The sequence below is a fragment of the Psychrobacter sp. genome, assembly GCF_049295055.1.
Taxonomy (GTDB): domain Bacteria; phylum Pseudomonadota; class Gammaproteobacteria; order Pseudomonadales; family Moraxellaceae; genus Psychrobacter.
Window position 1 is genome coordinate 99018 of sequence record NZ_JBAQQF010000053.1, and the last position, 23548, is coordinate 122565.

The window sequence follows — 23548 nt, forward strand, 5'->3', positions numbered from 1 at the left end:
TATGAACAGTAACTAGCATTAACGGTAATTAGCCTTATCACACTTCATCTATTATTAACGAGTATTCTTCTATGAGCACGCCTGCTATCGATACTATGAACGCTACCAATAACGACATGCCATCTGCTAACCCAAAAAGTGAGCCACGCACCTTACGCACATTAGCGCTCTTTGATTTAGACCATACCTTACTCGATGTCGATAGTGACTATTTATGGGGCGAATATATCGTCAAGCATAATCTGGTTGATGAAGCTGAATATCGTACCGCCAACCAGAAGTTTTATAACGACTATATCGAAGGCACCCTTGATGCGACGGAATATAACGAATTTGTGGCACAGTTTTTAAGCAGCTTACCGATGGATAGATTACATGAGCTGCGAGAAGATTATATTAAAAGTGAAATCGAGCCGCATATCCGCCCAAAAGCGATGGAAGTCCTTTGTCAGCATGTCGAAGCAGGTCACGATGTAGTTATTATTTCGGCGACCAATGATTTTGTGGTATCTGCGATTGCAAAACGCTTTGGGATTGAAGATGGTAATGTGCTCTCAACGCCGCTCGAAATAAAAAATGAGCGTTATACCGGTAAATTAACGGACAAGCCAAACTTTAAAGAAGGTAAGATTTATCACTTGGATAAATGGATTGGCAAGCAGCAATTGGCTGGCATTCATTTTGACAAGACTTATGCCTATTCTGATTCCAAAAATGACATACCGCTACTCGAGTGGGCGGATGTGGCTATTTGTGTGTCACCGGACGATGCGCTACATGCTCATGCGTTGTCGCATCGTTGGGCAGTAGAAGACTGGTCAATTTAGAGGACGTACGCAGCGGCTAAAATTAGCCAAACATTTCCTCTGAATCTCATTTAAAATAGCGCCACCGTTATTTTTTAAGAATAATCGTCTAAAATATATAGGAACCCTTATGGAAATCAATCCGTATCAAGAAAGAATTAAAGACTTATCTGAGCGTGGGCAGGACTTGCGGAGGTATCTTTGACTTCGATGGCAAGCAAGAACGCTTAGAAGAAGTCAATTTGGAACTAGAAAACCCTGAGCTATGGAATGATCCAGAACGCGCGACTAAGATTAATAAAGAAAAAAGTCAGCTTGATGGGGTGATTGATGTCGTGGTGTCGCTTGAAACCACTTTGGAAGATGCGGCTGCGATGCTGGAGCTTGCAGTGGATGAAGATGACGAGTCATTACTTGCCGATGTACAAGCTGAATTAGATGATGCTGAAAAGCGCGTTGCCGATTTAGAGTTCCGCCGGATGTTTAGCGGTGAGATGGACCCCAATAATTGCTACTTGGATATTCAGTCGGGCAGTGGCGGCACCGAAGCGCAAGATTGGGCGGAGATGCTACTGCGTATGTACACGCGCTGGGCAGAAACGCACGGTTTTAAAGTAGACGTTATCGAAGTATCTGCTGGTGGTGTGGCGGGTATCAAGTCAGCAACGATTGAGATTAAAGGCGATTATGCTTTTGGTTGGCTACGTACCGAAATTGGTGTTCATCGCCTAGTACGTAAATCACCGTTTGATAGTAATAATGGTCGTCATACTTCATTTGCAGCAGTATTTGTGTCACCTGAGATTGATGATAATATCGAGATTGATATCAATCCGGCAGATTTGCGCATTGATACTTATCGCTCATCTGGCGCAGGTGGTCAGCACGTAAACACTACCGATTCTGCGGTACGTATCACCCACGAACCGACTGGTGTGGTGGTAACTTGTCAAAACGAGCGCAGCCAGCATGGTAACAAAGCAACGGCAATGAAAATGCTACGTGCCAAGCTTTATGAGCTTGAGATGCAAAAGCGGATGGAGTCACAACAAGCGGTCGAAGATGGTAAGTCTGACGTTGGTTGGGGTAGTCAAATTCGCTCTTATGTACTCGACGACTCACGTATTAAGGATTTACGTACTGGCGTTGAAACTTTTAATACCGGTGCAGTACTCGATGGCGACCTCGATCAATTTATTGAAGCGAGTCTAAAAGCGGGTCTTTAACTATTGATATCGTTTTTTAAAATTAAACAAAAGCTACTTAGGAAAAATTATGCCAAGTGTTAATAACTATTTTGATGATAAAGTCACTTCTATTGCCTTTCAGACGAGCACTCTCCCTGCCACTGTTGGAGTAATGGAGATTGGTGAGTACGAGTTTGGCACTAGCGAATTTGAAACGATGAGCGTGGTTAGCGGTGCATTAACCGTTAAATTACCAGAGAGCGACGAATGGCAAACGTTTAATGCTGGCGAGCAGTTTACTATTGACGCCAACCAGAAATTTCAAGTAAAAGTTGCAGTGGAAACGGCTTATTTATGTGTTTATGGTAAATAGCTTTTTAAGATAAAACAGTCGTCAAACAATTAACGCCAAGGGTTTAGCGCTTGGCGTTTTTTTATGGCTATTGAATTTTGGTTTGATATATAGCCGATATCCAATAAAACAGATACATTATTTTATAACGTGAGACTAGGATGAGTTTTTCTGGCTTACTATGCCTACGCCGACAGAGGCTGCAAAAAATTCATCCTAGTTCCGTTGTATCGTTTTTACATTGAGCTCACTATAGAGTGCCCTTACATTATAAACTCTTCCTATATTGAATCATATCTGTCTTGGTCGCTAGCGTGTCATAAAGGCGGCGTGCGGCTGTATTGTCTTCTTGGGTCGTCCAATAAACACGGTTGCAGTTCTGCTGGCGCGCAAACGCATAGACATGCTCAATCAATGCCCGTCCTACGCCTTGCCCACGTACCGATTCATTTACATACAAGTCCTCTAAATAGCAGCATTCAGTGGTATTCCAAGTATTGGGATGTAGCACTACATGAGTGATGCCTACTAATACGTCATTTTGCCAAGCACCAAATCCATAAATAGGCATACTGCTATCGAGCACATTGTGCCACGTTACATTCGTCGTTTCTAACGGCAAGCTGCTCTCATAAAATCTAAGATAGCTTTGCCATAAGTCGAGCCAAAGCTCGTAATTGTCTTTAGATAATGGCGCTATTTTTAAAGAGCGATTGGTTGAGTTTGTAAGAGTGGGATTTGTCATATTAGTGGTGTCTCCAGTAAATTATCTTAAATTATGCCTTAGCGACTAAAATCCACAAGCCTTTTATCGGTTTTATTTTACACAGGATTACACATTGTCCATGGCAAGTACACAGCAATGATAATGGCAGTTGATTATGCTAAAACAACGATATTATCAAATGAGTATTTTTTATGGCGAAGTCAAATCAACCAACCAATACGCAAGATATACGCCATGATTATGAGCACTTAGCGAGCCTAGCGAATTTGCGTTATGCCAATGACGATGAGCCTGGTTATGGGCGCAGACGTTGGGGGCGCGGCTTTAGTTATCGAGACGTTACTGGCAAGACTGTCAAAGACAAGGCTCTGCGCCAGCGCTTTGATGCCTTGGTGATACCGCCGATGTGGTCAGAAGTGTGGATATGCCATGATGACAAAGGGCATCTACAATCGACAGGGCGGGATGATAAAGCGCGTAAGCAGTATTTATATCATGCAGAGTGGGATCGCGTTCGAGATCAGGCTAAATTTAATGCCATGATTGGGTTTGCAGAGGCGTTACCAGCGTTGCGCGCGCAAGTTGAGAAAGATTTAGAAGCGCCGCCACTATCGCGTGATAATGTGTTGGCAGCAGTGGTCAAATTGCTTGAGACTACCTTAATCCGTATCGGTAATAGCCGCTATGCTAAGCTCAATAAAAGCTATGGTTTGAGTACCTTACGCAGCAAGCATGTGAGCGAAACTGACAATGGACTGGCTTTTGACTTTGTCGGTAAAAGTGCTAAGACCCATCATATTGAGTTACAAGATGAGCGTTTAATTGACATTATCCAAGCCTGTTCTGAGCTGCCAGGCTATCAGATTTTTAAATACTTAGATGAACAAGGTGATAAACAAGTGGTGGATAGTGCTGATATCAATGACTATCTGCGAGCGCATACCTGTGGTAATAAGTGTAACAGTGAAAGCTATAGCGGCAATTTATACAGTGCAAAAGACTTTCGTACTTGGATGGCAAGTGTGTTGGCAGCAAGCTACCTTTATGATGAGCTGCAAACCAAGTCTGGCAAACTAATTTTAGCCAGTGCACCTGATAGTAAAGAGCGCCAGCAACTGGTAACTGATATGGTGAAAAGTGTTGCTGATGAGCTGGGCAATACGCCTACCGTCTGCCGGGCTTCTTATATTAACCCTATTGTCATTGAGCAGTTTTTAGCAGGGCAGTTTTTTGAGCCTTATAAACAAGCACGCCGTGGACGTACTAAGCAATATCAAAGCTGTGAAGAGAAGGCATTGCTTGGATTTTTAAGTACTTTACAGTAAACCTTTATTAAGTAAATATCTTTAGCAAATTATAAGAATGATACGTTATGTATTGAAATAATTATAAAAATACGTTACTAATAGAGCGTATGCCATTTAAAATATTTAAACGGTTAATAGAATATGACTGTTTTACAGTTTTTATTATTATTTCTAAATCTCTGGTTTTTTCAGTGATTCTCGATTGCTAAAGGATTAGCTTATGAATACCTCATCTATAGAAACCACAGTAAATACTGTCGATACCATAAAAAGTTATAACGATTATTATCATAATTTTGATATGGATACCTTATTGACAGAAATATTTGGCGAGCATTTAGACGACCGCCTCAATGCTTATGTGGCCTGCTGTGGTCGTCATGTACGTGATGGTCGCGGTGATAATATCGCACTGGTGCATGAAGATACCGCTGGCAAGATTACCCGTATGAGTTTCGGTGAGCTGGATAAAGCAAGTGCACAAGTTGCCAATTTATTACAGTCTTATGGCGTGCAAGCGGGCGACCAAGTGGCGACTATGCTACCGCGTACCCCTGAGCTACTCACGATTGTATTAGCCACTTGGCGGATTGGTGCAGTCTATCAACCGCTATTCACCGCCTTTGGTTATGACTCTATTAAGTATCGGATGGATAAGGCTAATACCAAGGTTGTTTTTACCAATCAAGAAAATCGTGGCAAGTTTGACGACTTGGCTAAGCAAACCAAAATGGTGTTGGTTGGTAGTAAGGTAGATGCGCAAAGCTGGGGTGATGATAACTATGCTGAAAAGATATCGAAGCAGCCGCAAACGGTAGACGCTGTTATTTTGAGTACGGATGCACCGTTTTTACAGATGTTTACCTCGGGTACGGTTGGTAAATCAAAAGGGGTCAGCGTACCACTTGCTGCCTTATCTTCGTTCTATCTATACATGCGTTACGCGATTGATTTACGCGAAGACGATAACTACTGGAATATGGCAGATCCAGGTTGGGCATACGGTCTGTACTATGCGATTACAGGACCTTTATTATTAGGGGTCACAACGTATTTTAATGAAGCGGGCTTCGATGCACAAAATACGCGCGACTTTATGGTACGCCATAAGATTAGTAATTTGGCGTCCTCACCGACGGCATTTCGTATGATGAAATCAAGCGGTGTGTTTGAAAGTGCTCACGATGATGCTAATGTTAATGCCGAGGCTAAATTATCGCTGCGCTGTGCCAATTCAGCAGGTGAGACCTTAAATACTGAAGTGGTTAGTTGGGTAGAAACCTATCTTAACTGTAAGGTTTTCGACCAGTACGGACAGACAGAAACCGGCATGACTTGCTGTGAGCACCATGCATTGGAACATAAACGTCCTGTTGGCTCAATGGGTATGGCGCTACCTGGTCATACACTGGTGGTCTTAGATGATGACATGCAAGTGTTACCTGATGGTGAGCAAGGACAATTGGCAGTGGTGGTCAGTCAATCACCAGCGTTTTATTTCCGCGGCTATAGCTGGAATGAGAAAGATGCCTTTTTTGAAGATTACTATCTAACAGGCGATGTAGTCGAGCGTCACACTGACGGCAGTTATTGGTTTTCAGGGCGTGATGATGACATTATTACTACCGCAGGCTATCGAGTAGGACCGACTGATGTTGAAAATACGGTGCTTGAGCATGAAGCGGTTGCAGAGTCAGCGGCAGTTGGCGTGCCAGACGAAGTGCGCGGTCATACGATTAAGTCTTTTGTAGTGTTAAAAGATGGTATCGAAGGAACCGATGAGCTGGCTCAGCAAATCAAAGACTTAGTACGTGAGCGTTTATCTACTCATGCTTATCCCCGTGAAGTTGAGTTTGTTGCAGCATTACCAAAGACGCCAAGTGGCAAAATTCAGCGCTTTTTGCTGCGCAGTTTATCTGCTGGATAAATATGTGTTGTAGACAATATTTTACGCTGAGAATTTAAGAATAATTAGCCAGTTAACCTATTATAAAATAATACATTAGGATTAAATTATGCATATTGAAGACAAAAGCTTTTTGGTAACCGGTGGCGCATCAGGGTTAGGTGAAGCAGTCGTGCGCGCTATCATCGCTCAAGGTGGCAAGGTGGTCATCGCTGATTTGAATGAATCGGCTGGGCAAGCTTTAGTTGATGAGTTGGGAGATAGCGCCCGTTTTATCCGTTGTGATGTGACCAGTGGCGAAGAAGTACAAGCGGCTGTTGATTTAGCGGAACAAGCATTTGGTGGCTTAAAGGGTTCGATCAACTGTGCTGGTATCGCTGTGGTACAAAAACTCTTAGACCGCGACAATAATCCAGCAGATCTCGATGCCTTTAGCCGCGGCGTTACTATCAATCTTGTCGGTTCTTTTAACGTGGCGCGTTTAGTTGCGGCTAGTATTGCGCGCCGAGTTGCTGCGGCAAAAGACAGTGGTAATACAAAGAAGAATGTCGATCAAGGTATCATTATTAATACGGCCTCTATTGCCGCCTTTGATGGGCAAGTCGGGCAAGCAAGCTATGCATCGTCAAAAGCGGGTGTGGTCGGTCTGACATTACCGCTGGCTCGTGAGCTGACACGTCATGGTATTCGTGTGATGGCTATTGCACCAGGCGTATTTGCTACCCCAATGATGGATACTATCCCTGATAAGGCTCGTGAGCAGTTAGAAATGGCAGTGCCTTATCCTAAGCGTCTGGGCGAACCGAGTGAGTTTGCCAAACTGGTACTACATATTATTGACAATAGTTATCTAAATGGAGAAGTGATTCGCTTAGACGGTGCGATTCGTATGGTGTAATAGGGTGTTGGACATTTAATAGCGAAGCTTTACGCGCTATTCATATAACTTGCACAATACGTGGCATGGTTTTTTGCTATCTTATAGGTAATAATTTTATCTATTCATTATAAGAAGCAAAAACCATGTCATTTTTTTATTTAACGACTTATAAAAATACTCGTGGGTTACTAGCGGCTGTCGTGCTTGCTATAGTAGCGATTATAAGCAGCAGTGCCAGTGCTGCTATGGCTTCTACTAAGAACAGCTTGAACAATACAGACGCCATTCCTAAGAATGTCATTATTGATAAAGTGTTTGTCGATAAGTCCAAGCGTATTCTGCAGTTATTAAGTGATAACAAAGTTATTAAAACTTATCATGTTGCGTTAGGTGGTAATCCGACAGGCCATAAGCAGAAACAAGGTGATAGTCGCACACCAGTAGGCAGTTATAATTTAGATTATAAAAATGAGAAATCTAAATTTTATCGCTCTATCCATGTCAGTTATCCAAATGCAGCTGATAAGGCATTTGCTAAAAAACTGGGCGTCAGTCCTGGCGGTGATATTATGATTCATGGACAGAAGAATGGCTTTGGTGCACTGGCTTCAATTACTCAGAAGCTGGACTGGACGGAAGGCTGTATCGCAGTTACCAATGATGAAATAGATGAAATCATGGCGGCGGTTAAGGTTGGTATTGCTATTGAAATCATCGAGTAAGGCAGTTGGCTTGTTGTCTATTAATCCACTTTTTTAACCGTACTGTTAATTATCACGCCTTTAGTTGTTGTGCTTTTAATTGTCGTGCTTGTAATTATCGTATTTTAAATTATACAGGCATTCATCTTCCTTTTATTTCTCATCTTTGTTCTTAAAAACTCCTTTCGTTTCAGTCATTAATCCATAACGACTAATATCATTGTTATTAGTAAGGTTTATCGTATTGGTCAGTTGAAATTTTCCACGACATACCACATATATATAACAGTTGACGGTAAGCGCTATTTGATAAAGGGCTGCCAGATATAGATATTAATACTAATTATAAAAGGATACCAATATGAGATTTGAGAAATTTACCCAAAAACTGCAATCTGCTATTCAAGAAGCACAAAGTTTGGCACTAGGGCGTGACCATACGGGGATAGATCCAGTACATTTGCTCGCGGTCTTATTACAAGACGAGGCTAACTTATCTATCTGTCAGCAAGCCGGTGCTTCTATTCCAGCGCTAAAGAACGGCGTGGCAAAAGCATTGGACAATCAAGCAACGATTTCGGAGCCGACAGGCGACGTTAATCTCAATCCGAATTCGGTCAAGATTTTGAACTTGGCAGACCGCCAAGCGCAAAAAGAAGGCGATGATTTTATCGCGACTGAATGGGTGATACTGGCACTCGCTGAACAAGGCGACACCAAAAAGATATTTGAAAAAGCTGGCGTGACGGCAAGTAAATTAAAAGCGGTGATTGAGCAATTGCGCGGTGATGATACTGTAAACAATCAAAACGCCGAAGATCAGCGTGATGCACTGAATAAATATACGATTAACTTAACGGAGCAAGCAGAGCTAGGTAAGCTTGATCCGGTGATTGGTCGTGATGAAGAGATTCGCCGTACCATTCAAGTATTGTCACGCCGTACCAAGAATAACCCGGTACTTATCGGTGAGCCGGGTGTTGGTAAGACGGCTATTGTCGAAGGGTTAGCGCAAAAAATCATCAATGGCGATGTGCCAGAAGGTTTGCGTCATAAAGAAGTATTGTCTCTAGATTTAGGCTCACTGATAGCAGGTGCGAAGTTCCGTGGTGAGTTTGAAGAGCGCCTCAAAGCAGTACTTAGCGACTTATCAAAGCAAGAAGGCAATGTCATTCTATTTATCGATGAATTGCATACACTAGTCGGTGCCGGTAAAGCGGATGGCGCGATGGATGCAGGTAATATGTTAAAGCCTGCGCTAGCACGAGGCGAGTTACATTGCGTCGGTGCGACGACTCTCGATGAATATCGCCAATATATCGAAAAGGATGCCGCACTTGAGCGTCGTTTCCAAAAAGTGCTGGTTGATGAACCAACGGTCGAAGACACTATTGCGATATTGCGTGGTCTAAAAGACCGTTATGAGCTGCATCATGGCGTTGTTATTCAAGATAGCGCAATTATTGCCGCTGCTCGTATGAGCCACCGTTATATCACCGATCGCAAGCTACCGGATAAAGCGATTGATTTAATTGATGAAGCCGCGAGTCGTCTGCGTATGGAGATGGACAGCAAACCTGAAGCATTGGGTAAGCTCGATAGCCGCCGTATTCAGCTAAAAATGCAGCGTGAAGTGCTCAAAAATGAAGAAGATGCGGGCGCGCAAGCAGAGCTTAAAATATTAGATGCTCAGATCGAAGAGCTAGAGAAAGAGTATGCAGATCTTAATGAGATTTGGCAGGCTGAAAAGGCGTTAGTCGAAGGCAGTAAACAGCATAAAGAAAACTTGGATAAAGCCCGTATTCAGTTAGAGAAAGCCACGCGTGATGGCGATTATGCAGAGATGTCTCGATTACAATACGGTGTCATACCTGAACTTGAAAAACAAATTGCTGATATTGATTCGGCTGAGCAAAAAGAGCAAACGGGCGAGCCAATCATTGTAAAATTGCTGCGCAATAAAGTCACCGATCATGAGATTGCCGAAGTCGTTGCCGCAGCAACAGGTATTCCGGTTAATAAAATGATGCAAGGCGAGCGTGACAAGATGTTGGCAATGGAAGAAAAACTCCATGAGCGCGTCATTGGTCAAGATGAGGCAGTCGAAGCGGTAGCTAATGCCGTGCGTCGTAGTCGTGCTGGCTTGTCTGATCCGAATCGTCCATCAGGTTCGTTCTTGTTCTTAGGACCTACGGGTGTTGGTAAGACTGAGCTGACTAAGTCACTAGCGAACTTCTTATTTGATAGTGAAGATGCGATTGTTCGTATCGATATGAGCGAGTATATGGAGAAACACAGTGTCAGTCGTTTGGTCGGCGCGCCTCCAGGCTATGTCGGTTATGAAGAGGGTGGCGCTTTGACGGAAGCGGTACGCCGTAAGCCTTATAGTGTGATTTTGTTTGATGAAGTCGAAAAAGCGCATCCTGATGTGTTTAATATCTTGCTACAGGTATTGGACGATGGTCGCTTAACGGATTCACAAGGTCGCGTCGTTGACTTTAAAAACACCGTCATTATTATGACCAGTAACTTGGGTTCGCACAAAATCCAAGAAATGGTTGGTGAGAGCTATGAAGACATCAAAGCGGAGGTGATGGAAGCAGTTGGACAGCATTTCCGTCCAGAGTTTGTAAACCGTATCGATGAGATTGTGGTCTTTCATCCACTTGGTCTGTCGCAGATGTCAGGTATTGCTGCGATTCAGTTGGATCGCTTGCGTCAGCGTTTACATGAGCGAGAGTTAGACATCGAGTTATCAGCGGATGCTATGAACAAGCTAGTGGCAGTTGGTTACGATCCTGTATACGGTGCGCGTCCACTAAAACGTGCTATCCAGCAAGAGATTGAAAACCCATTATCATTGAAACTGCTAGCAGGTGACTTTGTCGCTGGTGATATCATCAAAGTCGATGTCGGTGCTGATGATAAGCTGACCTTTAATAAGCTTAGAATGAGCTAATAGTAAACTCTAGCTATCGTTTTAAACGTTATATTGAACCCCTTACTTGCAATAAATAAGTAAGGGGTTTTTTTATGCGCAATGATTGTTTTACTGCCTGAATGTTTTTACTGTGTTATAAATAGCCTAAGCTCTAATAATATGACTGCAAAATTAATGGAGATAATAAAATGACAATTATACAAACTAAGAGCATCCATGTGTCTTTGGCCTTACCTATCCTCATAACTACGCTGCTGTTTAGCGCCTCTGCTTGTTCTAATCCTTCCGCAGTCAATACCAATGACGATCTTGCTCAATACAAAGAAGCAGAAAATCCTGCCACTGATACGCAAGTAGAGGCTGATAAACCTGCCTTTACTACTAAAGCGGTGACAATCTTCAATGAACCTTGGGCAATGACTGCTTTACCTACCGTTAATAATGAGCTACCCAAATTACTTGTCACCCAGAAAACAGGCGAGTTATTCATAGTTGATACGACGACCGGTACTAAGACAGTAGTGACTGGTATACCAAAAGTCGCTTACGGCGGGCAGGGCGGTCTCGGTGATATTGTCATTGCACCAGATTTCGCCACCTCAAAGAACATCTACCTTAGCTATATTGAAGCAGGCAAAGGAGATGATAGCAATAAATTTGGGGCAAAAGTTATCAAAGCTAAACTATCAGGGTTAGATAGCAACGCGCCAAGTTTGCAAGCGATTACTCCTATTTGGCAGCAGAATCCAAAAATTGACGGACAAGGGCATTATAGTCACCGCTTGCTATTCTCTCCTGATGGGCAGTATTTATATATTAGCTCAGGCGAGCGCCAAGAAAAAACCCCAGCGCAAGATATGAGTGGTAATTTGGGCAAAATAATTAGATTAAATCTCGATGGTTCGCTACCAACGGATAACCCTTTTGCAGATGATAACAATGACATCGCTGCTCAGTTTTGGAGCATAGGACATCGTAATGTACTGGGTATGGCATTTGATACTAAAAGGCAATTATGGGCGCATGAAATGGGTCCACGCGGTGGTGATGAGTTCAATCTCATTGAAAAAGGTAAAAATTATGGTTGGCCAATCGTATCAAATGGTCGCAACTATTCCGGTGTTGATATTCCCGACCACGATACCCGCCCCGAATTTGCAGCGCCCGTCATTACGTGGACACCAGTGATATCGCCTTCATCAATAAGTATTTATTCCTCTGGTAAATATAATGATTTTCCGGCGTGGCAAGGAAACGCCCTTATCAGTGGTTTATCATCCGAAGCGCTGATAGTTGTTGATTTTGATGAAAATAATGCGGCTTCTGAGCGTTATCGCTATGATATGGGAGAGCGAATTCGTAGTGTACTGAGTGTCGATGGGCAAGTATGGTTATTAGAAGATGGTGCTGAGGCTAAGCTGCTGCGATTGCTCCCCAATTAAACAGGGTATTTATACATTTATTCAGATATTTATTCTGAGCAATTATCCAGTAACTAAACCGCGCATTTGCTTGAGTAAATGTGGGGTTTTTTAGGCGTTATTGTTTAATATAAGTTATTATTTAATTGAAAATTTAATATAAAGTGTTGAAAATAAATCGGTTATTTTTTTCAAGTTTTATTTTGTAAAAAATTGATAAATAATGGTTATTTTGTTAAGGTGGCTACCCTTAAATCACGAGATTAAAGTATGAACGAAGTAAAAGTAGGCCGACTGGGCCCTTTTCCACGGGTGAGTAAACCTGTGTTCATTGTATCAATGGTATTAATCGTCGGATTTATCATTTTTGGGACTTTCTTTACCGAAACTGCGGGTGTGCTTTTTAGCTTTTTACAAAACTTTATTACCCACAAATTTGGTTGGATGTTTATTATTCTAGTCAATGTGGCGCTCTTACTTTGTATTTATCTGGCCATGAGCCGCTACGGTGACATTCGCTTGGGTGCGCAAACTGAGACCCCGCAATATAGCTTATTCTCATGGATTGGGATGTTGTTCTCTGCTGGTATCGGCATCGGGCTACTGTATTGGGGCACCGCAGAACCCTTGTATCATTTTATGGCACCACCGCTGGGGGAAGCTGAAACTATAGCCGCCGCCAAACAAGCGATGAATCTGTCATTCTTGCATTGGGGGCTGCACGCTTGGGCGTTATATACCATCGTTGCTTTGGCCTTAGCTTATTTTCATTTTCGTCGCGGGCTACCGTTATCGATTCGCTCAACCCTATATCCACTATTGGGTAAAAAGATTTATGGCCCATGGGGACATACCGTTGATATTTTAGCGGTATTTGGCACCATGTTTGGGGTGGTCACCTCACTGGGTCTAGGCGTCATGCAAATCAACTCTGGTCTAACCAGTTTATTTGGTATTCCCAATAATATAACCGTCCAGTTTATTCTAATTGCTTTTGTTACCGCAATGGCCGCCTTGTCAGTGATGATGGGACTGAATAAAGGGGTTAAGCGCCTAAGTGAAATCAATATTGCCCTGACTCTGTTGATGCTGATATTTATGGTCGCACTGGGACCAACTCTATTTATTTTCGACAGTTATATAGAAAATATCGGCAATTATGTTTCGGCGCTAGCGACTTTAGGGACGTGGGGTGAGTCTTATAGTGGTACAGATTGGCAAAGTGCTTGGACGATATTCTATTGGGCATGGTGGGTGAGCTGGTCGCCATTCGTGGGCATATTTATTGCCCGTATCAGTCGTGGCCGTACTATTAGAGAATTTACCCTTGGGGTATTGCTTATACCCATGATGATTTTGTTTTTTTGGTTCACTACTTTTGGCGGTGTTGCTATCAATATGGAATTATTAGCGGGAGCTGATCCTAGTATAGTCAGTCCTGGGCTTATTGAAGCGGTGCAAGCCGATACTGGTAGTGCTATTTTTAAATTAATTGAATACTATCCGTTTGCCAAGCCGATTACCTTAATGATTGTGGTTATGATTATGCTGTGGTTTGTCACCTCATCGGATTCAGCCAGTCTCGTCATTGATATGTTGACTGCTGGTGGTGATACCAACCCACCGCGGATTCAGCGCTTATTTTGGGCGACAACCCAAGGGGTGATTGCAGCAATATTACTGGCAGCTGGTGGCTTATCTGCCCTACAAGCTGCTGCTATCATTGCTGGCCTGCCATTCGCGCTAGTCATCTTTGTTATTATGTATGCGCTGCTGCGTGGGCTTAGCCGAGATCGCTTGATTCTATATCGAGCTCAGCAGTATTTTATCACTGAAGAATCGGCAGATCATAATTCGGCCAATGAGTTTGTTGATGAGCACTTACTAAAAGGGCCTCCTAAGATTATAGAAGGAGATTAATAATCGACTTTCTAATCAGCCGTCAGCGTTAGTATTAGTACAATTAATACTAAAGTGAAAGGTTAAAGTTACAGTAATAAAAAATCCTAAGAGGCACTATTATCTTAGGATTTTTTCGTTTTTAAAACTGGAAGGTGTCCAAACAAATTTGATAGTTACTATCTATCTTGTTAAGGTGGGCACCTTAAAAAATTGAGATGACTAAATGGATCATGTAAAAGTTGGCCGATTGGGGCCTTTTCCTCGCGTTAGTAAGCCAGTATTTTTATCCTCGGCAATTTTAATTGTCGCGTTTATTATTTTCGGTGCTTTCTTTAATGAACTTGCAAATGAAGTATTTGGCCAAGCAAAGGCATTTATTTCTGTACGCTTTGGCTGGTTCTTTATTGTCGTCGTCAATCTAGCCTTAGTAATGAGTATATATTTAATATTTAGTAAATATGGTGATATCAGGCTTGGATACCAGACAGAAAAGCCTGAATACAATTTGATTTCTTGGATTGGTATGTTGTTTTCAGCCGGTATCGGTATTGGTTTACTCTACTGGGGTACTGCTGAACCGCTACAGCATTTTATGGCACCGCCACTAGGTGAGCCTGAGACGATTGCCGCTGCCAAGCAAGCGATGAATATCTCGTTCTTACATTATGGCCTGCATGTATGGGCCATCTATGGCATGGTTGCGCTGTCATTGGCCTACTTTCACTATCGCCGCGGTTTGCCATTGGCGATTCGATCGACGTTATATCCTTTGATTGGTAAAAAAATCTATGGTCCATGGGGTCATACGGTTGATACTTTAGCGGTATTCGGTACGATGTTTGGGGTAGTAACGACTTTGGGTCTTGGCGTATTGCAAATTAACTCTGGCCTTGAAACCTTATTTGGCATTCCTAATAACATTACCGTACAGATTATTTTGATAGCTTTTATCACTATGCTTGCCGGTCTGTCACTGATGATGGGCTTGGACAAAGGTATCAAGCGCTTAAGCGATATCAATATTTTCCTGACCATTGTACTGCTAAGCTTTGTGATTATTTTAGGGCCGACCCAGTTTATTATAAATAGTTTTGTAGAAAACATCGGTAACTATATACATCAAGTGATTCCATTGGGTCTTTGGACGGAATCGTATGCTGGCAAAGAAAACTGGCAGTCGTCTTGGACGATTTTCTATTGGGCATGGTGGATTAGTTGGTCGCCATTCGTTGGGGTATTTATCGCGCGTATTTCTCGTGGTCGTACTATTCGCGAGTTTATATTGGGTGTACTGCTTATTCCCATTACAATTCTATTTCTATGGTTCACAGCGTTTGGTGGCTCGGCGGTGCATATGGAGTTGATGGCTGCGGCTGATCCTAGTCTAGCAAGCCCCGGTCTTGTCGAAGCAGTAAAGGTTGATTATGGTAGTGCTATCTTTAAACTGATGGAGTTTTACCCCTTTGCAGAAGCGGCAACCTTACTGATTATTGTGATGATTGTGCTGTGGTTTGTGACGTCATCAGATTCAGCCAGCTTTGTGATTGATATGCTGACTTCAGGTGGTGATGCCAATCCACCAAAGATTCAGCGTTTATTTTGGGCAGGTACTGAAGGTGTTATCGCTGCGGTATTATTGGCAGCAGGTGGATTAGGCGCTTTACAAGCGGCTTCCATTGTCTCAGGCTTCCCCTTTGCCGTTGTTATACTGATTATGCTGTATTCATTACTGCGCGGCTTAAGTCGAGATCGCTTGATTTTGTACCGCAATCAGCAATGGTTTATCACTGAAGAGTCCGCCGAGCATAATTCAGCCAATGAGTTCCGCGATGAAGACTTACTCACGGGTCCACCTGATATTGAAAAACCGTCCGAATAATGATTCAGTAGATTATCGTTGAATAGAAAAGCCCCAACTTTATCATAAGCTGGGGCTTTTTTTATGTTGGCTGTTCTCTTGTCAATAATAAAGGAGGTCTAACTAAGGTTATGAGCTTAGGAACATTGCCCTTTTACATAACCGACGGCTGCCGTTGTGCCACAAGCTGAGCATGAATTGCCTGCAGTGCGATAGCTTACTCCTGATTTGGTTTTTACGGTGACACAAACAGGATCATATTGCGCAGTGCACATGGTTTGCTCAGGATTGTACGGCGGACACTTGGTAAAAGCGTTGCTATTAGAGCCCTGATTGGTCGTATAACTTTGGTTCTTATCATATTCAATAGTATGAATGGGGGAGGTATCAGGCGCATCGATGCTTTGGATATTATTACAGCCGGCTAAGGCCATGGTTGCTGATAATCCTAATAATGATAAATATGATAGCGATGACAGCCATGATAATGATGAAAACCAAGATTTGGATAAATACTTCATAATAATATTTCCTTATAAATAGCGCTCGATAACTTCCTGTTATTGACAGTCAGCTTTAACCATATAAGTCATAAAGGGATCTAAATTCATAGTAGCTTATTTATCAGCAGTCATCCACTGAATGATCGTCAATAAAAAACCCAAGCTTAATAATAAGCTTGGGTTTGAATTTTAATACTATAAAAATATTCGCAACTTTAGAGTATTCTGCTAAATACGGTAGTGTTATTTAACAGGCTTATCGTCTTGATTAAGCTGGATATATTTATCGAAATTTTGGGCATAATCAGTCAAGTTGTCGCTGAGCATTTGACGATATTGTTTGGTGTAAAACTCAACAATATCATCTTTTTCTTTGGCGAAATCATCACCCTTTACAAAGCCAATAGAAGCAACAGACGAGCTATAGCGTGCAGCGGCATAAAGCAATGAAGCACCTACTTGTCCTGAATGCGCATCAGAACCCAATTGACTGTTTGCTACACCGATAATGGCATCGGCACGTTGATAAAACGCCTGCATTTCAGGGGTGATTTCAAGCGCGGCGTCAATCTCGTCATTTTGAGTATTATTTGGCATGTTGTCTTGAGACATAAGCGACTCCTAATAATGGTCGGTGAATTTATATTTATCACAGCAGTCTAATGACTGAATAAGATAATAAGTAATTAAGGATAAAAAACGTTTAAGCACAAATTTTATAGACCAGCGTCCGCTTTTAAAATGTCAGCTTTGTCTGTTTTTTCCCAAGTAAAGGCCGTTTCAGAACCTTGGCGACCAAAGTGTCCAAAACTAGCCGTTTGCTGATACATCGGCTGTAATAAATTCAGCATACGGGTAATGCCATACGGACGTAGGTCGAAATGTTTACGGATTAAACGAATGATCTCATCGTTGCCGATTTTATTAGTACCAAAGGTATTGATCGAAATAGACGTTGGTTCAGCAACGCCAATTGCATAGCTTATTTGGACTTCACAGCGATCGGCAATACCGGCGGCAACTAGATTTTTGGCGACATAACGTACCGCGTAAGCTGCACTGCGATCGACTTTTGAAGGATCTTTACCACTAAATGCACCGCCGCCATGACGCGCCATGCCGCCATAAGTATCAACGATAATTTTACGACCAGTAAGACCGGCATCACCGACTGGGCCGCCAATGACGAATTTGCCTGTTGGATTAATATGATAGCGCGTACCAGCATGCAATAGATCCGCTGGCAATACTTGCTTAATAATGGATTCCATTATCGCTTCTTGCAAATCTGCTTGTGAGATACTTGGATCATGTTGGGTCGATAGCACCACCGCATCAATAGCAACGGGTTTATTGCCGTCATATTTAAGGGTAACTTGTGCTTTGGCATCCGGACGTAACCATGGTAGCTCACCTGCACGGCGCAATTCAGACTGACGCTGCATCAAGCGATGCGCATATTCGATAGGAGCAGGCATGAGAACTTCAGTTTCATTACTGGCATAGCCAAACATCAAACCTTGATCGCCTGCACCTTGCTCTTCAGGGTCACTGCGATCGACACCTTGGGCAATCTCAGGAGATTGCTTGCCAAGCATATTAATCACAGCGCAAGTCTCGCCATCGAAGCCTAAGTCTGAATGATGGTAGCCAATACCGTTCACGGTATCACGGACAATACGCTCAAAATCGATGTTGGCGGTTGTGGTTATTTCACCGGCCAATACGACTGCGCCAGTTTTGACCAGTGTTTCACACGCCACACGCGCATGAATATCTTCACGCAAAATAGCATCAAGGATAGCATCTGAGATTTGGTCAGCCATTTTATCAGGATGACCTTCGCTCACAGATTCTGAGGTAAATAAGTTATATTCGCGCATAATAGGATCGCTTAGTTGCAAGGACTGTAATCTATAAACTCAGTCATTATTAAATGTTAACAGAAAAATAGGAGATAAAATTGAATCAAAAAATTATGCCATTTTAACGTGAATTGAGGTAAAACTCTAGCTGTTGATATTAATGAAGAGATACTGTGTAGCAACTGGACAAAAAGACTGAAGAGTATTATGATTTTATCTCATATGTTGAAGTAAATAAGCATTTACTGATTCTGTTAACCATTTAATTAATTCGTCATCCATATATTGATATTCGTCAGGAATATCTAGAACAATCAGTCTTTTATTATTAAGTTGGTCGCGGAAATGGTCAGTGATATAACTTTTATGCTTATTTTCCATCACAAATATGATGTCTGACCAATTAATATCTATCGAATTTATAAGTTTACGAGCTGATTGGCTAATACCAGCAGAGCGAACATTTAAATTAGGATGGTCTTGGTAAATTCTCTCAGCAGTTGGACTACGCCATTGGTTTTTGCTGCAAACAAACAATAAATTCATTAAAGCCTTCATTATAAAGTGTATTTATACTTCTACAAACGCCGCTTTATCCTTAAACATACATTCGTCATAGACAGGACAAGCGCCACATTTCGGCGTGCGTGCTTGACAAGTATAGCGCCCATGCAAAATCAGATAATGATGCGCATCAACGATAAAGTCGTCTGGAATGCGTTCAACCAGTTTTTTTTCAACGATTAAGACATTCTTACCTGTCGCAAGCCCCGTCCGATTGCCAACGCGAAATATATGGGTATCGACTGCCATCGTAGGTTGCCCAAAGGCGGTATTTAACACCACATTTGCCGTCTTACGCCCAACGCCAGCCAGTGATTCCAAGTCTTTACGGTTATCAGGAACGGTACTATTAAATTTCTCTATCAAATCACGGCAGGTTTTGATCACATTTTTAGCTTTGGCATTAAATAAGCCGATATTTTTAATATACGCTTTAAGTCCTTCCTCACCTAATGCCAAAATGGACTCAGGCGTGTTTGCTAACGGATATAACTTGCGAGTGGCAATATTGACACTCACATCAGTTGCCTGTGCCGATAAAATCACCGCGATAAGTAGTTCAAAATTGCTGCCATAGTTCAGCTCAGTGACTGGCTCATCAATCGTTGCTGCCAATTTTTCAAAAAACGGACGTACGTCACGATTGGGCATGCGCCTCGATGGTGGTGTATCAGCAGTTTTATGTTTGACGGTTTTACTCATGGCATTGACTATTACTTTGATTATGAATGATAAGAATTGATAAGTTGATGGCTTTATATGATAAAAAATTTATCTGTTATTAAAGCTGTAAAAGTTCTGCTTGCAATGCCTCAAGCTCTGCTTGTTTACTATCATTTGCTCGCATACTAAGCTGCTTTTCTAGTTTTTTAATTTTGCTGCGTAGTTTGGCGGCGGCAATGGTGTTTTTTGCTTGCGCTTCACTGATATTTAACGACTGACTAGCAGCATTATTTAGTTTCGCTTCTACCATACTGACCACGGGTCTGTCGTTGCTGCTATCAGCAAGCTGCTCACTGACTCGTCTTAAATGGGTATGGTAACGCTGGCGCAAATCATCTTGCTCAAGGGTGCGCTCAGGGGTCGAAAGCGTGCGCTCAACCGTGACCAAATCAATGCAATCAACAGGGCAGGGCGCGATACATAGCTCACAGCCGGTGCATAAATCGGTGAAAATAGTGTGCATATGCTTGCCAGTACCAACGATGGCGTCGACTGGACAAGCGGGAATACATTTTGTACAGCCGATGCAATCATCTTCACGGATGACGGCTCGCACTTCAACAGGACGCTGAGAAGTAACATCTAGCGGCCATTTTGAAGATTCAGCGCTTAGTGTTGGCATACCAGCATTGATAATCTGCGCAATAGTATCTGTTACAGGCTGACCACCAGGCACACATTTATTATGTGGCTCACCATCCATAACGATTGCAACTGCATATGGTAAGCACCCATCGGCATGGTCGCAGAGACCGCACTGTGTTTGCGGTAGGCTGGCATCAATACGCGCAATCTGTTCCTGAATATCGGCAGGCAACGTTTCTATATTCAGCGAATCGAATAAGATTGGCAGATTGATTAATCGGATATTGATACTGCTTTTGCTAACGGTGCTTTGCATGTGCTTTAAAACCTTCGTATCAGTGCTAAATGCTTATGATCATTGAGCGCTGATAGTAGAATAAATAAGATAATGGCGATATGGATAAATGCCGAATGATGCATGATGCCATGATATTATAGATTAAAGCGCTACACCTTGCTCATTGGCAATTTGTGCAATCAGCTCATAAGCAATGCTACCTTTAAATGGTATCTTTGGCAGATTTGAGAGATCGAAAAAGTCGGCGTGTGATAGCTCATCTTCTTGTATAACAATGTCACCACCCGCATAAGATGCTCGAAAACCCAGCATCAAATTAGAAGGAAACGGCCACGGTTGACTGCTCACGTAGCGAATATCGGATAAGCTAATACCCACTTCTTCTGCCACTTCGCGTACCACCGCATGCTCTAGACTTTCACCGGCTTCTACAAAGCCTGCAATTAAACCGTATTGTAGACCTTGTTCAGAGGTCGTTTGCTGAACGTAACGATGGTGATGAGCGAGCAAAATTTGTATTTCACCCGTTTGCGGATTGGGTCGGGTAATGGCGGTAATAATGCAAGGCTGTACCCGTGGATACTGCCGCAATCGGCAAACTTGACATACCATGGCGCGCTCACCATGCTTAGCATGAACAACTGGCGCCGCGCAACGACTACAAAACCGCGTATCTGCTTGCCAACGCAAGAGCTGTATGGCTTTGCTAATTTGGGCAGAAAGCGCGACTGGTAGCTGAGTAATGAGTAGGCGATAAGGGACAAAGGCGTTAATACTGATTTCTAAGTGATTGTTGTCTGAACTTCTAGTAGCCAAGTTATTACTTTCTAAAGCATCGCTTTCTAAAATTATGGGTAAGGAAATATTATTTGCTATTGCATAGTCATAAGTAATGGCGCTGGCTGCTTCAGCGGTTATATCATTATGGCGAGTATTTGCATTCGCTTTATTTATAGTATCTGTATCGTCACTAGATAGCCAGTGAGTGGGCGCTAAGCTTTCAAATAGTGCTACCTGCCCAATTTGATAAGCTTGCTGATAGTCGCTAGCGCTTGCTTCGGTAGGATTATCTGATTGAGGCAACTTAACCTGCAAAGGCCACCAGCCGTTAGGCGTCTGACGACATAAGATGGTTTCGTCATTAAGTATAAAGGCAAAGGACATAAAACAAGTTTCCAAACGGTCAAAGATAAGCTCACACCAGCTTAGATATGAGCCTACTAAAATTATTTATTAAGCAACAAGCAGCGGACTCAAGTTATTAAGCAGCAAGTAACTGGCTCAAGCTCTGCTGTCCGACATCAAGTGCCTGCTTACTGACTGGGCGATTATTTTCAAAACCATCTAGATGATGATCTACTGCCATCATCACATCAGCGATATAAGCTAATGTGCCATCATCAATACGGGTCCCACCATTGATACGTTGCTGCAAGTAACTCGCCAACTGGCTAAGCATACTAGCAGGCGTTGGCAGTTGCAAAAATCGTACGGCACCAGACACTTGACGTAGCATTTCAGGAATGTTTTGAATATTAAGTACATCGCGTTCAGGCTCAGCTAGATAGTCATTGATGCCTTGCTCGGCACTAGCAATAGCCGTACGGCTTTCTTGTATCAACGTATCATAGGCGGTGTTGAGCTGGTGCAATGAAATATGTGGATTATTCAAAGGCAGATAGATTGCACCTGGCGTATGCATTTCTGCCATCGCGATGGTGGCATTTTCAGCATGCATCAATGCCAATAGTAAATGGTCAAAATCTTCAGGAGAAGGCGCACGCCACGTAGTCACCGCTTCTGCTGCTTTCGTAAGGCTATTGGCAGCATTTGATAGACCCAGCAGATGTAATGATGAGCTCAATGTGGTCAGATCTTCAATGATTTGAGAAGTCTGCATATCAACAGGATTGATGGAGTCGCCACGCGCATAGCTATCGACGTTTTCTTTAATGGTATTGATTTGAGTCTGAATGATCGTATTCAAAGTGTCGGTGAGCGCGCGGTTAGGGCCGAACAAGAAGCGCTCCATTTGTTTGCGTTGCGGATCTTCTAGCTGATTTGCCGCATATTGCTCACGTAATATTTTTGCTTCTTCAACATCACGCTGGCAGGCAAAACTGACCAAATCTGCGAAACGCGTATCCATCACAGGTAAGTAGCTTTGGAACTGCTGTTCTAAGTAAATGAGTGTGTGTTTTTGGCTCAAGTTAAGAGGTAAAATGGTTGCGATATCAGTGACCGCTACGGCTGCTGCTTGCCAAAACAGACTGCTGCTATTTACCGCTATCAAAGCGCAAGCCGCTGACATTGCATCCAGTTTTTGCTGATCGTCTTGGCTAATGTTACCGTCTTGATTAATCAAAGCTACGCCAAGACCAGTACGATAAGCATAGGTCAATAAGTCACTATCAAGATTTAGCTCATTAAGCGCTTGAAAGTTTTGTTCAGGATTGGCAATGATAACGCTACTATTACCGAAAGTAGCAAAATACTCTGCATCAATAGGCGCAACTTGACTATGAGCATTGAGCTTATTAATAATAGGTAATAATAAAGTCGGCTCTACTGATTCTGTCAGCAGCACGAACTCAATATAACGATCAAGCGTCATAATGGCTTCTGACAAATCCATAATCAATTCGACATTGCTATTGTCGCCACTATCATAAAGTTGTTGTAAGCCCTGTACAACCGCTATGTTAAGCGTTTCTGCACCGACCGAAGATATGAGCTGAAAAATACAAGTCAGCTGTTTTAATACAATAATAGAATCTAACAATAAAGGTGCTTGGCTATTGTCGTCAGTAAATTCGCCCAAATGAATCTCAGTGTCTTTAAGTATGACATTGATCTCATCGTGCAATAAATGGAGCGATGGTAGATTAAAGTTAGTCACACTCAGCGTTGGCGCAGTTAATTTCATTTGGTTGGATTTATTCATAGTTGTTTTTCCATAAGATACTGACGAAAATAGCAATTATTTAAATAATAGACTAAAAAAGGTATGTGGCTAAGGATT

The 23548-nt window shown here is 42.5% G+C and carries 20 protein-coding genes; 11 read left to right on the forward strand and 9 right to left on the reverse strand.

Features of this window, described 5'->3' with window-relative positions; translation table 11 throughout:
• Positions 1-116 precede the first annotated feature (116 nt).
• The 3 genes from WAZ74_RS08155 (at position 117) to WAZ74_RS08165 (ending at position 2366) form a co-directional block, all read left to right on the forward strand.
• A complete protein-coding gene (locus WAZ74_RS08155; RefSeq protein ID WP_422307818.1) occupies positions 117-827 on the forward strand; it encodes an HAD family hydrolase in 711 nt (236 codons plus the stop codon).
• A 109-nt stretch (positions 828-936) separates the two neighbouring features.
• A protein-coding gene (gene prfB, locus WAZ74_RS08160) for a peptide chain release factor 2 (protein ID WP_422307675.1) occupies positions 937-2032 on the forward strand; the annotation gives its coding sequence in 2 pieces (ribosomal slippage) (positions 937-1008 and positions 1010-2032; 1095 coding nt in all).
• Positions 2033-2081: 49 nt separating this feature from the next.
• Positions 2082-2366, forward strand: a complete 285-nt coding sequence (locus WAZ74_RS08165; protein WP_422307677.1) for a pyrimidine/purine nucleoside phosphorylase — start codon at positions 2082-2084, stop codon at positions 2364-2366.
• Between the two features lie 247 nt (positions 2367-2613).
• Here the strand turns inward: WAZ74_RS08165 and WAZ74_RS08170 are convergent, their stop codons facing one another.
• Positions 2614-3090 carry a GNAT family N-acetyltransferase gene (locus WAZ74_RS08170; RefSeq protein WP_422307679.1) on the reverse strand — a complete coding sequence of 159 codons (477 nt, stop codon included), beginning with the start codon at positions 3088-3090 and terminating at the stop codon, positions 2614-2616.
• A gap of 173 nt (positions 3091-3263) precedes the next feature.
• Here WAZ74_RS08170 and WAZ74_RS08175 point away from each other — a divergent pair, with 173 nt between their 5' ends.
• From WAZ74_RS08175 to WAZ74_RS08210, 8 genes are all read left to right on the forward strand, one after another.
• Positions 3264-4397, forward strand: a complete 1134-nt coding sequence (locus WAZ74_RS08175; RefSeq protein ID WP_422307681.1) for a DNA topoisomerase IB — start codon at positions 3264-3266, stop codon at positions 4395-4397.
• A 202-nt stretch (positions 4398-4599) separates the two neighbouring features.
• The gene (locus WAZ74_RS08180; protein ID WP_422307683.1) at positions 4600-6306 is read left to right on the forward strand and encodes an AMP-binding protein; all 1707 of its coding nucleotides are present in this window, start codon (positions 4600-4602) and stop codon (positions 6304-6306) included.
• A gap of 88 nt (positions 6307-6394) precedes the next feature.
• Positions 6395-7183: an SDR family NAD(P)-dependent oxidoreductase gene (locus WAZ74_RS08185; RefSeq protein ID WP_422307685.1), complete on the forward strand. Its 789-nt coding sequence runs from the start codon at positions 6395-6397 to the stop codon at positions 7181-7183.
• 125 nt (positions 7184-7308) lie between these two features.
• Positions 7309-7887 (forward strand): L,D-transpeptidase family protein, encoded by a 579-nt coding sequence (locus tag WAZ74_RS08190; protein WP_422307687.1) that lies wholly within the window; start codon positions 7309-7311, stop codon positions 7885-7887.
• 340 nt (positions 7888-8227) lie between these two features.
• Entirely contained in the window at positions 8228-10825 is a 2598-nt protein-coding gene (gene clpB, locus WAZ74_RS08195; protein ID WP_422307689.1) for an ATP-dependent chaperone ClpB, read from the forward strand.
• Positions 10826-10995: 170 nt separating this feature from the next.
• Entirely contained in the window at positions 10996-12249 is a 1254-nt protein-coding gene (locus WAZ74_RS08200; protein WP_422307691.1) for a PQQ-dependent sugar dehydrogenase, read from the forward strand.
• A gap of 249 nt (positions 12250-12498) precedes the next feature.
• A complete protein-coding gene (locus WAZ74_RS08205; RefSeq protein WP_422307693.1) occupies positions 12499-14148 on the forward strand; it encodes a BCCT family transporter in 1650 nt (549 codons plus the stop codon).
• 205 nt (positions 14149-14353) lie between these two features.
• On the forward strand, positions 14354-16009 hold the full coding sequence (locus WAZ74_RS08210) for a BCCT family transporter (RefSeq protein WP_422307695.1): 1656 nt from the start codon (positions 14354-14356) through the stop codon (positions 16007-16009).
• 116 nt (positions 16010-16125) lie between these two features.
• Here WAZ74_RS08210 and WAZ74_RS08215 read toward each other — a convergent pair whose 3' ends face one another.
• The 8 genes from WAZ74_RS08215 to WAZ74_RS08250 all read right to left on the reverse strand — a co-directional run bounded on the left by WAZ74_RS08215 (position 16126) and on the right by WAZ74_RS08250 (position 23470).
• The gene (locus WAZ74_RS08215; RefSeq protein ID WP_422307697.1) at positions 16126-16509 is read right to left on the reverse strand and encodes a hypothetical protein; all 384 of its coding nucleotides are present in this window, start codon (positions 16507-16509) and stop codon (positions 16126-16128) included.
• A gap of 225 nt (positions 16510-16734) precedes the next feature.
• On the reverse strand, positions 16735-17103 hold the full coding sequence (locus WAZ74_RS08220; protein ID WP_422307699.1) for a DUF3144 domain-containing protein: 369 nt from the start codon (positions 17101-17103) through the stop codon (positions 16735-16737).
• Between the two features lie 104 nt (positions 17104-17207).
• Positions 17208-18374, reverse strand: a complete 1167-nt coding sequence (metK, locus tag WAZ74_RS08225) for a methionine adenosyltransferase (protein ID WP_422307701.1) — start codon at positions 18372-18374, stop codon at positions 17208-17210.
• A gap of 195 nt (positions 18375-18569) precedes the next feature.
• Positions 18570-18902, reverse strand: a complete 333-nt coding sequence (locus WAZ74_RS08230; RefSeq protein ID WP_422307703.1) for a low molecular weight protein tyrosine phosphatase family protein — start codon at positions 18900-18902, stop codon at positions 18570-18572.
• Between the two features lie 24 nt (positions 18903-18926).
• Positions 18927-19622 (reverse strand): endonuclease III, encoded by a 696-nt coding sequence (gene nth / locus WAZ74_RS08235; protein WP_422307705.1) that lies wholly within the window; start codon positions 19620-19622, stop codon positions 18927-18929.
• A gap of 79 nt (positions 19623-19701) precedes the next feature.
• Entirely contained in the window at positions 19702-20544 is an 843-nt protein-coding gene (locus tag WAZ74_RS08240; protein ID WP_422307707.1) for an RnfABCDGE type electron transport complex subunit B, read from the reverse strand.
• Between the two features lie 123 nt (positions 20545-20667).
• The gene (gene nudC / locus WAZ74_RS08245) at positions 20668-21690 is read right to left on the reverse strand and encodes an NAD(+) diphosphatase (RefSeq protein WP_422307709.1); all 1023 of its coding nucleotides are present in this window, start codon (positions 21688-21690) and stop codon (positions 20668-20670) included.
• A gap of 97 nt (positions 21691-21787) precedes the next feature.
• Positions 21788-23470: a hypothetical protein gene (locus tag WAZ74_RS08250; protein WP_422307711.1), complete on the reverse strand. Its 1683-nt coding sequence runs from the start codon at positions 23468-23470 to the stop codon at positions 21788-21790.
• Positions 23471-23548: the final 78 nt, after the last annotated feature.